Raw genomic sequence first — 14,866 nt, forward strand, 5'->3', positions numbered from 1 at the left:
AAAAAGAAATGAGCGCCAATTCTAAAGTTTACATTGTTTTTGCATGTTCTACTTTTATACATTTATCCATAATAACTGTCAAGCCGGCATCTTTTGCAATATGATATGCTTCCTCATTTTCTAAGCCAAGCTGTGCCCAGAAAACATCAGCATTTGTTTCGGCTGCTTCCTTGGCTACCCCAGGGAGATGTTCGCTGCGCCGGAACACATTAATAATATCAATGGGTTCATTAATTTCTTGAAGAGATGCTGCTGCTTTTTCTCCTAATACTTCTGTTGCTTTTGGATTAACAGGAATAATTTTATAGCCTGCATTCTGCATGACTTTACTCACTTGATAAGAAGTACGAGAAGGATCCTCGGATAACCCCACCACTGCAATTGTTTTACTTTCTTTTAAAATGTTTTCAATCTCGTTTTGCGTTGGGTATTCTAGCGTGTTCATCATGTATCCTCCTTTTATAAAGTTAAGATAAAAACCCATTATTTGTAAGGTGCTCTTTTGCTACAGCACTTGGGTCTTTGTCTTCATAATCGACCTTGTAATTCATTTCTTCATCCGTAATGTTGCCTGATAACTGGTTCAAGATTTCCGCAAGCTCCGCGTACTCATCTAACGTTTCTTGTTTCAGCAAAGGCGCTCCTTGATATGGAGGAAACAGATCTTTGTCATCTTCTAAGCTGAATAAGTCATATTTTACCATATCAGCGTTTGTGGAATACGCATCAATAAAATAAACTTCTCCTGCTTCAACGGCCCGAGTGCGAAGACCCTGGTCCATTGTTTCTACGTTATCAAAAGAAAATACATAGACTTCCTGTATGCCAATATAACCATCTTCTCGATCGGCAAACTCAAAAGTAATTCCAGCTGTTAGTTCTTTCGTATAGTCTTCCATGTCTGATATCTTTTCTATTCCGAGTTCTTTTGCTTGTTCATATACTTCTTTCTCATTGCTTCCTGGTTTAGGCTGTCTATCTAATAAAGCAGTCAGTGCCGTTCCTGTAAATTCAAGATACATATCTACTTCATCCACGGTTAATGCGTTGAATGCCATGTCTGTACTTCAAAACTCAGATTCAACAGTTACGGAAATATCTGTTTCTTCTTCGATTAAATGTTTATACATGTTCGCAATTATTTCTGGTTCCGCCCCCACTTTTCCTCCTATCACAAGTTCTGATTTTTGATGAAAGGAAAAAAGAGGGGTTATGACGACAAGTACAGAGACGGTAAGAACGACGATAACAGGAGTTAGTGCTTTTCCTCGCGATGTTCGTTCGGTTATTCGCAATATGAAATCGAAAAACAGAGCCAACAGAGCTGCCGGTATCGCACCGAGCAAAATATAGGCATTATCGGCACGGTCAATCCCTGTCATAATAAAATCACCGAGTCCTCCTGCACTGATTAATGCAGCCAGCGTTGCGGAACCGACAATTAAAACCATCGATGTGCGAATCCCTGCCATAATGACAGGAATAGCCATGGGCAGTTCAATTTTCCGAAGCCGCCGAAACGAACTCATTCCCATATCAGTTGCTGCTTCTTTTAACGCTGGATCGACTCCTTTAATGCCGGTATCACGTGTTTCTTAGAATTTGACCGTCTGTCGGCTCTATTAAACGGTTAATCATTTTCAGGGTGGTCGTTTTTCCACATCCGCTAGGCCCTATTAGTACAAACAATTCTCCTTGATTTATCGTTAGGTTGAAATCGTGGACTGCTTTTGTTCCGTCTGCAAAATGTTTAGAAATATTTTTAAATGTGATCATAGCTTGCGACCTCTTTTCATCATAACAAATCATACACCTGTATATCACATTTCTTTACGATTCAAACCTTTCTTTATACTTTAGGAAAGTTTAACTTTGTTAAAGTATCAAAGTATAAGCAAAACTACGACTTCCGCCATAAGACTGCGGCAAGTCGAGTTTTTCTAATTTTAAAAAACTTGAAAACGCTCGTTCTGTAACGTCAAGTACATTTTCTTGTTGTGCCTATTCTAACAGCAGGGAACAGCAAAAACCTGTCAGAGTTTCTGACAGGTTTCCTTCTTATATGACAACGCCGCCGTCGACGCTTAAAACGGTTCCTGTTATAAAGCGAGCTTCGTCTGAAGCGAGAAATGCATATGCATTAGCGATATCTTCCGGACGGCCAAGGTCATTTAATACGGACTTTTCTTTCATTGTATTTAATACTTTTTCAGGCATTTTTTCCGTCATTGGTGTTAGGATAAAACCTGGAGCAACAGAATTGACGCGGATATTATAGCGGCCAAGCTCTTTAGCCCACGTTTTTGTCATACCGTTCATCCCGAATTTGGTGGCAGCGTAATTGGTCTGCCCAAAATTTCCGTAAAGGCCTACTACAGAAGATGCATTTAAAATAACTCCGCTGTTTTGCTCTTTCATTTGCGCCGCTACTGCTTGGGTCATCAGAAAAACGCCTTTTAAATTAACATTTATTACGTTATCCCACTGGTCTTCTTCCATTTTTAAAAGCTGGGCATCTGCTGTAATCCCTGCATTGTTTACAAGAACATCCACAGTACCGAAGTGTTTAACAGCGAATTCGATGCCTTTTTGGGCAGAATCTTTTTTCGTAACGTCCGCTTCTACTCCGAGGACTTTCCCTTCATAAGCTGAAAAAGAGTCTGCCGTTTGATCAACCTCTTCTTGTTTCAAATCAACTAATACAACATTTGCTCCTTCAGTTAAAAACTTTTCTGCGGTAGCTGCTCCAATGCCGCGTGCTCCACCTGTAATGACGACTGTTTTATTTTCTAGTTTCATCTTATCTTCCTCCTACTATTTTTCAATTTATACCAATCCGACAGATGCTAGAAGAATAGCAACAATAACGGATAGAACAGGAATACCTACAGCCACGACGAAAATATCTTTATAGCAATCTTTATGTGTCATGCCGGTAATTGTTAAAAGCGTAAGTACAGCACCGTTATGAGGAAGCGCATCCAAACCGCCGGAAGAAAGAGATGCTACTCGGTGAAACGCTTCTGGGGCGATCCCTGTATTCATAGCAATTTCATAATATCTTGCCCCAAGTGCTTCAAGCGCAATTCCCATGCCGCCGGATGCAGATCCAGTAGCACCAGCTAAAATATTTACTGCAAACGCTTCGGAAATGAGCGGGCTTCCCTTTACTCCCATTAAAATTTCAGTGAGTCTTTCAAATCCAGGCACTGCTTGCACTACGGTACCAAATCCAACGGCCGCACTGGTGTTAATAATGGCTGTGACAGAACCAGCAGCTCCAAGGTTAATCGCCTTAACGAAATGTTTAAATTTTGTTAAATTCAATAGCATTATTAACACAATGCCAGAAAGAAGGGCGACTACAATGTCCCAGCCGAGCAAATTCAGCGTAATAAGCACAGTTAAAAGCGGTAAAAGAGATAATAGAAAAGGCGGGTCTTCACCTTTTACATCGACAATTTTTTTATCTTTTGGTTCAGTAAATACTTCGCCAGCTTTTGTCATACTCCTTTCACGCCAGCGCAAATAAACATACCCTCCAACCGACATGACACCGCCTGCTGCAATCCCCATTATTGGTGCTGCTGTGGCAGACGTATTAAAGTATTCTATCGGAATAAGGTTTTGAATCTGCGGTGTGCCGGGTACTGCTGTCATGGTGAATGTAAAGGCCCCAAGTGCTACAGTAGGCGGAATTAATCTTCTGCTGATGTTTGCTTCCCGAAATAAAGTTAACGCTAGTGGATAGACAGCAAACACAACCACAAACAAACTTACACCGCCATATGTTAAGACAGCGGCTGAAACGAGTACGCCTAAAATAGCTCGTTTCGTGCCGATCAGTTTTGTTAATGCAACAGCAACCGCCCTTGCCATTCCGGTGTCTTCCATCAACTTTCCAAACACCGCACCAAGCATAAACACAGGAAACCAATCTTTTGCAAAATTAACGAAACCGCCCATATACGTATCTTTATAAGCATCTAATAAATCCAGCCCGCCGGTGAGAGCGACCACTCCGGCTGCAATCGGAGCTACCCATATGATCGACCAGCCAAGGTAGGCGAGCACCATTAATACGATAAGTCCTAGTAATATACCAAACAATGAAAATTCCCCCTTTATAATAAATTTGGAAAAGCAGTTTTCTCGGTTTGTATCGATAAATTCATTTTTTCTTCTTTAAAGATCCGCTTATCCATTTCTCTTAATTGTGGCGAAATGGAAGGCTTAAAGCACATTTGATCGAAAATATCTTTTTCTACATCTATACCAGGAGCGTATTCTGTTAATTCAATCCCGCCGGGGACCAGTTTAAAAACAGCACGTTCTGTTACGTAATAAACGTCCTGTCCTGTTTCAAGGGCATACTCTCCGCTGAACGTGATATGTTCCACGTCGTGAAGGAACTTGTTGATTTTTCCTTCCTGCACAATATGAAGCTCCCCGTGTTTAATTTCAACGTTTAATCCGCCAGCGGTAAACGTGCCGCAGTATACGACTTTTTTGGCGTTTTGTGAAATATTAATAAAACCGCCTGCTCCAGCAATTTTTGGACCAAATTTACTAACATTGACGTTTCCTTTACGGTCTAACTGAGCTAATCCTAAAAAGGCAACGTCCAGGCCGCCGCCATCATAGAAATCAAATTGATACGGCTGATCGATAATGATGTCAGGGTTGGTAGCGGCTCCAAAACTTAACCCTCCTGCCGGTACTCCTCCGATCGGTCCGGATTCAACGGTTAAACGCATTTCTTTGCCAATGCCTTCTTCGTTTGCAACCATGGCTACACCCTCTGGCATCCCAATTCCTAAGTTTGTAATGGCATTTGGCATAAGTTCCATCGCAGAACGGCGAGCGATGACTTTTCGTTCATCGAGCAGAAGGCGGCTTAGCGATGTAAAAGACGTTTTTATTTCTCCGCTGTAAGCAGGGTTGTACTGTTCTCCATAGGTTTGCATATGATTTTTAGGTTCTGCTTCTATAATGGCATCTACATAAATCCCCGGTATCTTGGCCATGCGGGGATCTAAGCTGGCATTTTCGACAACTTTTTCTACTTGGAGAATTACTTTGCCGCCCGAATTGCGTGCAGCCTGGGCAATCGATAAAATCTCCAGCGTACCAGCTTCTTTTTCCATCGTTGCGTTGCCGTTTTCATCGGCATAGGTGCCGCGGATTAATGCTGCGTCTATAGGAAAAGCTTTGTAGAACAAGTAATCCTGATCATTAATCGAAATCAGCTCTACGACATCTTCTTTTGTACAATTATTTAGTTTCCCGCCGTCATTTCGAGGGTCCACGAATGTTTTTAAACCAACATGAGTGAAGGTGCCGGGTTTTCCGGCAGCAATATCCCGAAAAAGGTGAGTGATGACACCTTGAGGTAAATTGTAGGCCTCGATCTTATTTTCAATCGCTAGTTTTTGCAGCTTAGGGGCAAGTCCCCAGTGACCACCAATGACTTTTTTTACAAGGTTTTCATGCCCGAGATGGTTTAGTCCTTTCGATTTACCATCTCCTTGGCCTGCAGCATACACTACGGTCAGGTGCTGCGGCCTCCCTTCATCGAGAAACCTTTCTTCTAATGCTTTCGTTAACTCTTCAGGATGACCATTTCCGACGAATCCGCCAGTAGCAATAGTAGAACCGTCTTTAATTAACGCTGCGGCTGCTTTTGCACTCATTACTTTGCTCATGACTTCTACTCCTTCTTTTGTTTGTATCCGCTTTCATTAACGGTTGGTTTAGTAAAATGCAAGTGTTGTGCCAAAATTATAAGCCGTATTAGAAGGATTTAAATAAGATTTAAAAGGGAAAACAGATACTCCTTTTGAAAAGGAGCTTTTCCATTTGTTATATTAAGTTTACATTTAATAAGCGGTTTCAATTAAATTGTAAGTTTATCTTTACAGTTATTAAAAGGCGAAGAAAGGTTGTTAAGCTAAACGAACATAAAAGAACCACGCAACAGATACCAATCTGTTTGTGGTTCTTCTTTTATTCTAACGAATGCTTTTTAATTTTTTCATAAAGAGCTGTACGGCTGATGCTTAACATGGCTGCTGCTTTACTTTTGTTTCCAGCGGCGTTTTGAATAGCTTGCGATACAGCATGTTTTTCCGCTTCATCAAGAACCGATTGCAATGGTTTTGTATTTTCTGGCGAGTTGTCTCTTAATTTTTCAGAAAAATGCTCTGGTTCTAAAAAAGAATAAGGATCCGCAAGGTTAATGGCTCGTTCGAGAACATTTTCGAGTTCTCGAATATTGCCGGGCCAATCATATTGAAGCAATAAATATTTTGCTTTATCTGCAATGCCTTGAATGTGTTTTCCCATTTGTTCAGAAATTCTATTTAACAAGAGATTGGTTAATTTTTTAATATCTTCTTCTCGCTCACGCAGCGGCGGGATAGAGATAGCCACAACATTCAGCCGGTAGTATAAGTCGAGGCGGAATTCTCCTTTATCAACCATCTCTTCTAAGTTTTGGTTCGTGGCAGCAATAATGCGGACATCGACTGAAGTTGTGTTGTTTGCTCCCACCTTTTCTACTTCTTTTTCCTGCAGCACCCGCAGGAATTTCACCTGCATATGAAGAGGCAGCTCCCCGATTTCGTCCAAAAAGATTGTACCTCCGTCTGCCGCTTCAAATTTTCCTTTTTTACCACCTTTTTTTGCTCCGGTAAAAGATCCTTCTACGTACCCGAATAATTCTGCTTCTAACAATTCAGGTGGTATTGCAGCACAATTTACTTTTACAAAGCTGCCCGGAGCTCTTGCACTGGCGTTATGAATCGCGTGAGCAAACAGCTCTTTCCCCGTCCCGCTTTCACCAAGCAGGAGAACATTCGAATCAGTTTCCGCTGCTTTTTCTGCAAGCTGTTTTGTCTGCTTCATTTTGCTGCTTTCACCAACGATATCAGAAAATTGATATTTAGCCTGATATTGTTCTTGCCATTCCCCTTTATATTGTTTTAGCTCTTTTTCCATGCGCTGGATTCGTTTATACAAAGCATTGAAACCGCCAACATTTTTAAACAGCACTTTTCCGACAGCGCCTGTAATGTGTCCGTTTTTAATAATAGGAATCCTCGATGCGATCATGTAATCCCCTTTTATGCGCTGTAAATCAGCTATTTCTGCTTTTCCGGTTTGAACAACGATGTGCATTCTCGTATTTTCAATCACTTCTGTGACATGGTGTCCTATTACGTCTTGCAGGTTTATTCCGAGAAAGTCAGCATATTCCTGGCTTAACATCGTTATGTAACCATCTTTATCTACCATAATGATTCCGTCATAGAGGTATTCATAAATTGTTTCTAAGGTTTCTGCTCTTTGTCCTGATATTTGCCAAGCAGCAGAAGTCTGGTCTTTTATAAAAGTGAAAAGAAAAGCCGGCTTCTCGTCATAAGTGATCTCGTATTTGGCAGCATGAAAAGCAGCATCCGGAAAAGCTAACGTTATACTTTGTTCTTTTTTCGGTTCTAACCGTTTTAATAAATGCCATTCATTTTCCGTAAAAAGAGCCTCCGCAGGCTTCTTTGTTTTGCCAAACGTTCTCCAGTCTTCTACGATTTTATTCCAAAAGAGAGGGTGATTGTTTCTATCAGTAATTACTATTGCTTCCTGCAGCTGATTTAAAATGGCATGAAAGTGATCATTTTGTTCGGCAAAACGTTCTTCCATAAAATCAATCCATTTTTCAAATGAAAAAAAACCGATAAATTTTCCTTTTTCATCGGTAGCGGGAAGCGGTGTCCGGCTCAGACCTTCAGAACTTAGAGAAGAATGTAACGGCAGCTCGACGGCGGGTGCTGTGCAAATGTTCCCTACTGGCGTTTCAGGCGAAATACCTTCTACAATGGTTTCATATAAATCTTCTTTATGTATACGGCCGGCATATTTTTCTTGTTTTGTCATAATGACAGCTTCATCTGTATCATGTTCTTTTAATTGCTGGGCTGCTTCTTGAATCGACGTAGAGAATTTCATTTTTAAACCAGGCTTTATTGTTATTTCCTCTCGTTTTGGCAATTTCATCGCACTCAACTCCGTTTAGTAGTATGCTTTATACCAATAGTAGTATACCACTGATGAAAAAAGGAAGACTGCATGGACATGACAGTCTCCCTTAACGCTTATTTTCTGTGACGATTGACGATCAAAGCCGTTCCCTGGCCGCCGCCAATACATAATGTAGCCAGTCCGCGGGCCGCATCTCTTCTTTTCATCTCGTGCAACAGTGTAACGAGAACTCTTGCTCCTGAAGCACCGATAGGATGACCGAGAGCAATGGCTCCTCCATTAACGTTGACACGGTCTGGATCGATCTCTAAATCTTTTAAAACCGCTAAAGATTGTGCGGCAAAGGCTTCGTTTGCTTCAATTAGGTCCATATCACCAATGGTAAGGCCTGCTCGCTTTAATGCTTGTTTGGAAGCAGGTACCGGTCCGTAGCCCATTATTTTAGGGTCAATAGCAGCATTTCCATAGGAAGCAATAGAAGCAAGCGGGGTTAAGCCGAGTTCTTCTGCTTTTTCTTTTGCCATGACGACAAGCATCGCACTGCCGTCATTAATTCCAGAAGCATTGCCAGCTGTTACCGTGCCGTCATTTTTAAATGCTGGTTTTAATTTTTGAAGCTTTTCTATCGTCATCCCAGGCTTTGGAAATTCATCGGTATCCACCACAATCGGATCGCCTTTTCGCTGTGAAATCTCTACTGGGACAATTTCTTCCCTAAAAAGACCAGATTGTATCGCCTTTTCTGCTCGCTCTTGGCTCTTTAGTGCAAATGCGTCCTGCTCTTCGCGGCTGAAATTCCACTGATCAGCGATATTTTCAGCTGTAATACCCATATGAATATTGTGAAAAGAATCCATTAAACCGTCTGTCAGCATCGTATCTATCATTTTGCCATCCCCCATCCGTTCTCCCCAGCGTGCGCCAGGTAAAACATATGGGGCATTACTCATCGACTCCGTTCCTCCTGCTACAATCACATCTGCGTCTCCTAATGCGATAAACTGAGCGGCCATGCTGACTGTACGAAGACCTGAACCGCACAGTTTATTAATCGTCATGGCTGGCGTACTGTCGGGAAGTCCGCTATGAATGGCAATTTGTCTTGCTGCATTCTGGCCAAGGCCTGCCGATAATATATTGCCAACAAGCAATTCGTCAATTTCTTCTGCGTTGATGCCAGCTCGTTCAATTGCAGCCTTAGCTGCTATGACACCAAGATCCACGGCTGATTTTGAAGACAGTGCACCGCCGAAGCTTCCGATCGGCGTTCTCGCTGCACTTACAATAACTACTTCTCTCATGAAAAAACCTCCTGAGCTTGCAAATGTGTGATAGAGATCTCTTTTTATAAATGCAAAAACGGTGCCAAATTTTTATGAAATTTAGGATAAAGTATATTGCCATGAGGACTTAGCGGAAAGTCAAGTTTTTCTAATAAGATAAAAAAGTATCCAGGGCAAGCCAGTTCGGCGTTCTCACAGGACTGAGGAACTTAGCCGAACGTCATTTAAAACAAGGGCGCTTGCGCTTTTCTTAGGGAAGTTTAAAATTGGTAAAGTCCTTTGTATTTTTCTTTTAGATACGTTAGTAAATGTACAGGATTCACACCTTCCCCAGTAGCATCTTTAAGAATTTCTTCCGGTTTTTTCATTCGGCCGTGCTGGTGAACATTTTCAGTTAGCCACTCTTTAATAGGGGCCAGTTCTCCTCTTAAACAATGATCATCAAATGTTGGTATGTCTTTTAGCATCGCGTTTTTTAACTGGGCTGCATAAATATAGCCTAATGCATAAGATGGAAAGTAACCGAACGCACCGAATGACCAATGCACATCTTGGAGAACTCCTTTACTGTTATTCGGCGGAGTTACGCCTAGGTATTCTTCCATTTTTTCATTCCAGACGCGCGGAAGATCTTTTACTTGAAGATCGCCGCTAATCAGCGCTTTTTCCATTTCGTATCGCAAGATAATATGAAGCGAATACGTCATCTCATCTGCTTCAATGCGGATAAGAGATGGTTTTGCTTCATTGATAGCGTGATAAAAACGATCGAGAGCTACGTCGTCAAATTGTCCGTTCGAATAAGATTTTAATAAATCATAATTCCTTTCCCAGAAAGAACGATTGCGGCCGACAAAGTTTTCATAAAATAACGATTGGGATTCATGAATGCCCATGGAAGTGCCATCGCATAGGACGGTTCCTTCTAGTTTTTCTGACAGGTTTTGTTCGTAAAGAGCATGACCGCCTTCATGAATCGTGCCAAATACGGCGGTGCGAAAATCGTTTTCATCATATTTGGTTGTTACCCGTACATCATTTGGATTTAATCCAATCGCAAATGGATGTACCGTTTCATCAAGTCGGCCGGCTTTAAAGTCATACGTCATTTGTTCTAAAATATCTAAGCTGAACGCGCGCTGCTTTTCTTTTGGGAAATGTTCGAACAAAAAGCTAGTATCCGGTTTATGCGGAGAAGAAGTGACTCCTTCCACTAATGGAATTAATCCGTTTCTCAAACGCCCGAATACGTCATCGAGCTTGTCCACAGTCATCCCTGGTTCATAATCTTCAATCAAAGCATTATATGGATGGCCTTCATATCCCCAGTACTCAGCAAATTTTCGGTTGAAATCTACAATTTTCTCGAGGTAAGGCTGAAAAGTTTCAAAATCATTATTTTCCTTCGCTTCTTCCCAAACCGATTCCGTTTTTGACGTTAAAACGCTGTATTCCTTAAATTCGTCTTCTGGGATTTTTTTGGAACGATCGTATTCCTTTTTCAATTCTTCGGTAGCTTTCGTTGTAATGGAGGAAACAGTATTTTCCGCTCCGCTTTCTAATAGTGTATGAATGTATTCTCCGGTTTCTTCAGATGTTTTTAGTTTAAAGAGCTCAGTCGAAAGGAGCCCGAGCACTTCTGAACGCTGATCCGCTCCCTTTTTAGGAGCGCCGGTGCGCGCATCCCAATGCATTAAGCCAATGGCTTGTTCGTAGGCAGATAATTTTTTCATATGTTCATGAAACGCAGCTTCGGTTTTTTTTAGACTCACTAGATTCGCTCCTTTATATGTAGAAAATCCTGCTTCAGTCAGAAACAATTTCTTGATAAATAACGATTATCCTGCTGATTTACCGTTATTTTTGAAACATTTCTGTTCTCATGTTATAACATAAAAACAGAGAGGAGAGATACAATGGAACTGACGATTACCCCGGCAGCAGCTCATCATTATAAGGATGAAATGGATTTGAAAGAAGGCGATCACCTAAGATTGTTTGTTCGAATCGGCGGGATCGGCTCCGGCGGCTTTTCGATTGGAGTGGCAAAAGAAAAACCCGAAGCAGAGGCGTACGTGCTTCAGGAAAAAGGTGTTTCTTTTTTTGTCAATCCCCAAGATAAATGGTATTTAGACGGCATGACGATCTCGTACGATAAAACCATTGATTTGTTGCAGTTTGAAAATCCGAAGATCTATGATGTTATCAACCCGAAATAAGGTTGAGGATTAGTTTTTTAAATGATATTCCCACGCCTGCTGCAGCTGCTCTTTTGCTTCTTCGATCGCTGTTTTCCCCTCTGGCAGACGCACTGGCTCCCCATGCGATTGGAATGCTTTTTCCACGTTTCCGATCGCTTTTTCTATTTGCTGCAATGAATACAGCCCTTGATCCTTTTGAAATCTCACCAACTCTTTTTCCCTCCTTGAAGGTATTACTCTAAAAGAATATCCAAAACAAGAAAAGAATATGACTACTTTTTTCTGGGTCTTTTGAACTAAAAAAGGACAGGCTTCTTTTATTGCTTACCTCAGATTCAAAAGAAAAAATGCATAATAATGGGAGCTCAGGCGAAAATTATAACTACAATTTAAAGGAGGGCATTATGTATGAATAAAGAACGTGCCAAAGAAATTTTCCACGCACCTGAGATGATCGATGTTACCCATGATGAAAGACCAGTGTACATTGAAGAGGTTATTGAAAGAAATGAAACGGCTCGTATTCACCCCATGGATCAACCTAACATTATTCAAGAAGTACCTTTATATGAATTGAAAGAGAAATAAAAATAAATTTATCAATAAGATTTGTTCTCATCTTAACGAGCAGGTCTTTTTGATGAGATCTTCTCTGTCGATTTGAAGGTGCAATGGTACACAAAACAGTTCATACAAAAAGAGCCAGCATTCTAACCATTCTGGCTCTTTCATTTATATTTATAAACAGTAATAAAGTTATTTTCTTCCATTATTTTTATTTTGTTTGCGAATCTCTTCTACTACATGATTTGGTAAATTTGGAATAAATCCCCCTAACTCCGTTGAGCCAGCTGGTATATTATTGGTTGGGATCCTGCGAACAGCACAGACGCTGTTACAACAAATATTAACAACCGCATTCACATTAAGTAAGAATACCTCATTCAAAATATGTTACGTATGAGTAAGCTAGATGGTAGAGTAGTAGACTTGAGAATCCTTGTACAAAAAAATAAGAAAAAATAGTGGACCTTGACAAAAGGGATAAGCAGGGTGGCACTCCACCATTCTTTTATCACAAACGTCAGTCAAGAAATATGGGAAATGAAGGAGATTCTACCTGTATTGTTTGATAATCCTTTGAAAAGGGCTGCTATTTTAGAAGATATACAAATCGTGTGTATAGGAATTGCTAAAACCTTAGAAAAACAAATCGGGTTGCTGGGCGAATTAGGGATAGACTTAGCCATTGGCGAAGAAGGAAAAATAGGAATCATTGAAGTAAATGGCAGATCGCAAAAAGAATTTTATCATCAAGTAAAGGGAAAAGATTGTGAGAACATTGAATTAATATATAGACATCCTTTAGAGTATGCATACGCTTTAGCTAAATCATAAGCATAAGAAAGACTGATGTATTGTATCTCAACCAATTCATTGTTCTAAAAAGGATCTGAACAAATAGCTCGGTTCTTTTCTTCTTTGCACCTTGGTGTGTAAAAGTTGAAAAATATAAGGCCCCTACCGCATACACTTCATTTGCTGCGGATGGGGCTGGGTTTTAAAAAAGTTCAACCAGAACTTCTGGCTGATCTTATCTACGAACCGATAAGTTGTCATCTCCATCAAAGCTTTTCATATTATGCTGCTTTAACGGTTCCGCGGAGGTCTTTTCCCCCAATACTGATAATAATCCGTTTTAATATTGCCGTTATAAAGCTTGCGTTTTTTTGTCGCTTTTTTGCCGAAAAGCGACTCAAATTTTTCATTCGAGGTCAATACATAAACCGACCATGTGTCAAGCGGACGCAGCGTGGTGCCAAGTTCTTTGTAGAGCGCTTCAACGACTTCTTTATCGCCGAGCCGTTCGCCGTATGGCGGATTGGAAACGAGACAGCCATAATCTTTTTGGGCTGTAAAGTCGGTAACTTGCATTTGTTTAAACGATACTGCGCCATACAGCCCTGCTTCCATCGCATTTTCTTCTGCGAGTTCGACCATTTTATGATCAATATCGGATCCTTGAATATCCAGGGGCTGGTCATAGTTTGCTTTGTCTTCTACTTCTTCTCGGGCCCGGTCCCAAAGCTGCACAGGAATCCACGGCCATTCTTCAGAAACAAATTCGCGGTTAAAACCAGGAGCGATGTTCTGTCCGATGAGAGCGGCTTCGATTGGAATCGTACCGGAACCGCAAAACGGGTCTCTAAAAGGACGGTCTGGATGCCAGTTGGTAAGCTGAACCATAGCCGCAGCGAGGGTTTCTTTTAAAGGAGCTTTGTTGTGTAAGGGGCGGTATCCTCTTTTATGCAGCCCATCCCCGGACGAGTCAATAGAAAGTACGGCTGTATCTTTATGTATAGCAACTTCTATTTTAAAAAGGGCGCCAGTTTCTTGAAACCAATCCGTGTGATAAGACTGCTTTAACCGCTCAACAATCGCTTTTTTTACAATAGATTGGCAGTCTGGCACACTGTAAAGTTTAGATTTTACGGACCGGCCTGTTACGGGGAATTCTGCATCTTCTGGCAGGAACTTTTCCCAAGGCACCGATTTTGTTTGTTCAAATAATTCTTCAAAAGTTACGGCTTTAAATGAAGCGGCTTTTACTTTAATACGATCGGCTGTGCGAATCCACAAATTAGCTCTTGGGATTGCATCAAGCGGTGCGGTAAATTCTACTTTGCCATTTTCCATGTTAACATTTTCATAGCCGAGAGCTTTTACTTCTCGGCCGACCAGGGCTTCTAATCCCATCGTAGCTGTGGCGATTAATGTTACTTTATTTTCCATGCTGGAACTCCTTTGTGCTGTAAAAAATTGTTCAAGATGTTTTGCTTTTTTTAGTATAATTCCACTTGAATAATCGTTTATGCTTAAATAATCGTTCATGTATGATATTGCTTGCAGTCTTACAAAACTTGGTCATACTTTTTCAGTTTATCATATAACACGGATCGGCTGACACCTAATAATTTAGCCGCCTTGCTTTTGTTGCCTTTTGCTTGATGCAGTGCCTGATGAATAGCTGTTTTTTCAGCTTGTTCAAGAAGGGAATATGGATCATGGTCTTTATCAATAATTGTTCTATCTCGTCCCACTTGCTTTAGCACATAATCTGGTAAATCCTCGACTTGAATCATGCCGTGTTCTGCAAAAATCATTGCGCGCTCTAATATATTTCGCAGTTCGCGTACGTTGCCAGGCCAGTGATACTCTATCATGATTTCCTGTGCAAGCGGGTCTATACCGGTAATACTTGTGCCATTTACTTTATTTAATTGTGGAATAATTGACTCACTTAATAAATAGATATCTTCTTTTCTCTTACGCAGCGGTGGAATT

The 14,866-nt window shown here is 41.0% G+C and carries 15 protein-coding genes and 1 pseudogene; 3 read left to right on the forward strand and 13 right to left on the reverse strand.

The window, feature by feature from the left end; all coding sequences use genetic code 11:
- Positions 1 to 28 precede the first annotated feature (28 nt).
- The 10 genes from CEF16_RS04810 to CEF16_RS04855 all read right to left on the reverse strand — a co-directional run bounded on the left by CEF16_RS04810 (position 29) and on the right by CEF16_RS04855 (position 11,053).
- Positions 29 to 445, reverse strand: a complete 417-nt coding sequence (locus CEF16_RS04810) for a CoA-binding protein (protein WP_425428015.1) — start codon at positions 443 to 445, stop codon at positions 29 to 31.
- 22 nt (positions 446 to 467) lie between these two features.
- A complete protein-coding gene (locus CEF16_RS04815) occupies positions 468 to 1,058 on the reverse strand; it encodes a glycine betaine ABC transporter substrate-binding protein (RefSeq protein ID WP_091580383.1) in 591 nt (196 codons plus the stop codon).
- Positions 1,059 to 1,067: 9 nt separating this feature from the next.
- Entirely contained in the window at positions 1,068 to 1,535 is a 468-nt protein-coding gene (locus CEF16_RS04820; RefSeq protein WP_245917763.1) for an ABC transporter permease, read from the reverse strand.
- 49 nt (positions 1,536 to 1,584) lie between these two features.
- Positions 1,585 to 1,776: an ATP-binding cassette domain-containing protein gene (locus tag CEF16_RS04825; protein ID WP_091580387.1), complete on the reverse strand. Its 192-nt coding sequence runs from the start codon at positions 1,774 to 1,776 to the stop codon at positions 1,585 to 1,587.
- 282 nt (positions 1,777 to 2,058) lie between these two features.
- Complete coding sequence (fabG, locus tag CEF16_RS04830; RefSeq protein ID WP_091580390.1) at positions 2,059 to 2,799, reverse strand: 3-oxoacyl-[acyl-carrier-protein] reductase; 741 nt, start codon at positions 2,797 to 2,799, stop codon at positions 2,059 to 2,061.
- A 27-nt stretch (positions 2,800 to 2,826) separates the two neighbouring features.
- Positions 2,827 to 4,110: a GntP family permease gene (locus tag CEF16_RS04835; RefSeq protein WP_091580393.1), complete on the reverse strand. Its 1,284-nt coding sequence runs from the start codon at positions 4,108 to 4,110 to the stop codon at positions 2,827 to 2,829.
- 14 nt (positions 4,111 to 4,124) lie between these two features.
- Positions 4,125 to 5,705, reverse strand: coding sequence for an acyl CoA:acetate/3-ketoacid CoA transferase (locus CEF16_RS04840; protein WP_091580395.1), 1,581 nt, complete (start codon positions 5,703 to 5,705; stop codon positions 4,125 to 4,127).
- Between the two features lie 301 nt (positions 5,706 to 6,006).
- Positions 6,007 to 8,052, reverse strand: coding sequence for a sigma 54-interacting transcriptional regulator (locus CEF16_RS04845; RefSeq protein ID WP_245917764.1), 2,046 nt, complete (start codon positions 8,050 to 8,052; stop codon positions 6,007 to 6,009).
- 98 nt (positions 8,053 to 8,150) lie between these two features.
- Positions 8,151 to 9,338 (reverse strand): acetyl-CoA C-acetyltransferase, encoded by a 1,188-nt coding sequence (locus tag CEF16_RS04850; protein ID WP_091580399.1) that lies wholly within the window; start codon positions 9,336 to 9,338, stop codon positions 8,151 to 8,153.
- A 242-nt stretch (positions 9,339 to 9,580) separates the two neighbouring features.
- Positions 9,581 to 11,053, reverse strand: a complete 1,473-nt coding sequence (locus CEF16_RS04855; protein ID WP_091580758.1) for a carboxypeptidase M32 — start codon at positions 11,051 to 11,053, stop codon at positions 9,581 to 9,583.
- Positions 11,054 to 11,236: 183 nt separating this feature from the next.
- On the opposite strand from CEF16_RS04855, the gene CEF16_RS04860 reads away from it, so the two are divergent.
- Positions 11,237 to 11,539 (forward strand): iron-sulfur cluster biosynthesis family protein, encoded by a 303-nt coding sequence (locus tag CEF16_RS04860; RefSeq protein ID WP_091580401.1) that lies wholly within the window; start codon positions 11,237 to 11,239, stop codon positions 11,537 to 11,539.
- A 9-nt stretch (positions 11,540 to 11,548) separates the two neighbouring features.
- Here CEF16_RS04860 and CEF16_RS04865 read toward each other — a convergent pair whose 3' ends face one another.
- Complete coding sequence (locus CEF16_RS04865; RefSeq protein ID WP_091580404.1) at positions 11,549 to 11,731, reverse strand: hypothetical protein; 183 nt, start codon at positions 11,729 to 11,731, stop codon at positions 11,549 to 11,551.
- Between the two features lie 198 nt (positions 11,732 to 11,929).
- Here CEF16_RS04865 and CEF16_RS04870 point away from each other — a divergent pair, with 198 nt between their 5' ends.
- Both CEF16_RS04870 and CEF16_RS25090 read left to right on the forward strand, forming a co-directional pair.
- A complete protein-coding gene (locus CEF16_RS04870) occupies positions 11,930 to 12,109 on the forward strand; it encodes an H-type small acid-soluble spore protein (protein ID WP_091580406.1) in 180 nt (59 codons plus the stop codon).
- A gap of 354 nt (positions 12,110 to 12,463) precedes the next feature.
- Positions 12,464 to 12,919 (forward strand): annotated as a pseudogene (locus CEF16_RS25090) (YheC/YheD family protein).
- 252 nt (positions 12,920 to 13,171) lie between these two features.
- On the opposite strand, the gene CEF16_RS04880 reads toward CEF16_RS25090, so the two are convergent.
- Complete coding sequence (locus tag CEF16_RS04880; RefSeq protein WP_091580412.1) at positions 13,172 to 14,314, reverse strand: THUMP domain-containing class I SAM-dependent RNA methyltransferase; 1,143 nt, start codon at positions 14,312 to 14,314, stop codon at positions 13,172 to 13,174.
- Positions 14,315 to 14,433: 119 nt separating this feature from the next.
- Positions 14,434 to 14,865 carry an AAA-type ATPase lid domain-containing protein gene (locus tag CEF16_RS24275; RefSeq protein ID WP_483860545.1) on the reverse strand — a complete coding sequence of 144 codons (432 nt, stop codon included), beginning with the start codon at positions 14,863 to 14,865 and terminating at the stop codon, positions 14,434 to 14,436.
- Between the last annotated feature and the right edge of the window lies 1 nt (position 14,866).

The sequence above is a fragment of the Alteribacillus bidgolensis genome (genome assembly GCF_002886255.1).
In the GTDB taxonomy this organism is placed as follows: domain Bacteria; phylum Bacillota; class Bacilli; order Bacillales; family Marinococcaceae; genus Alteribacillus; species Alteribacillus bidgolensis.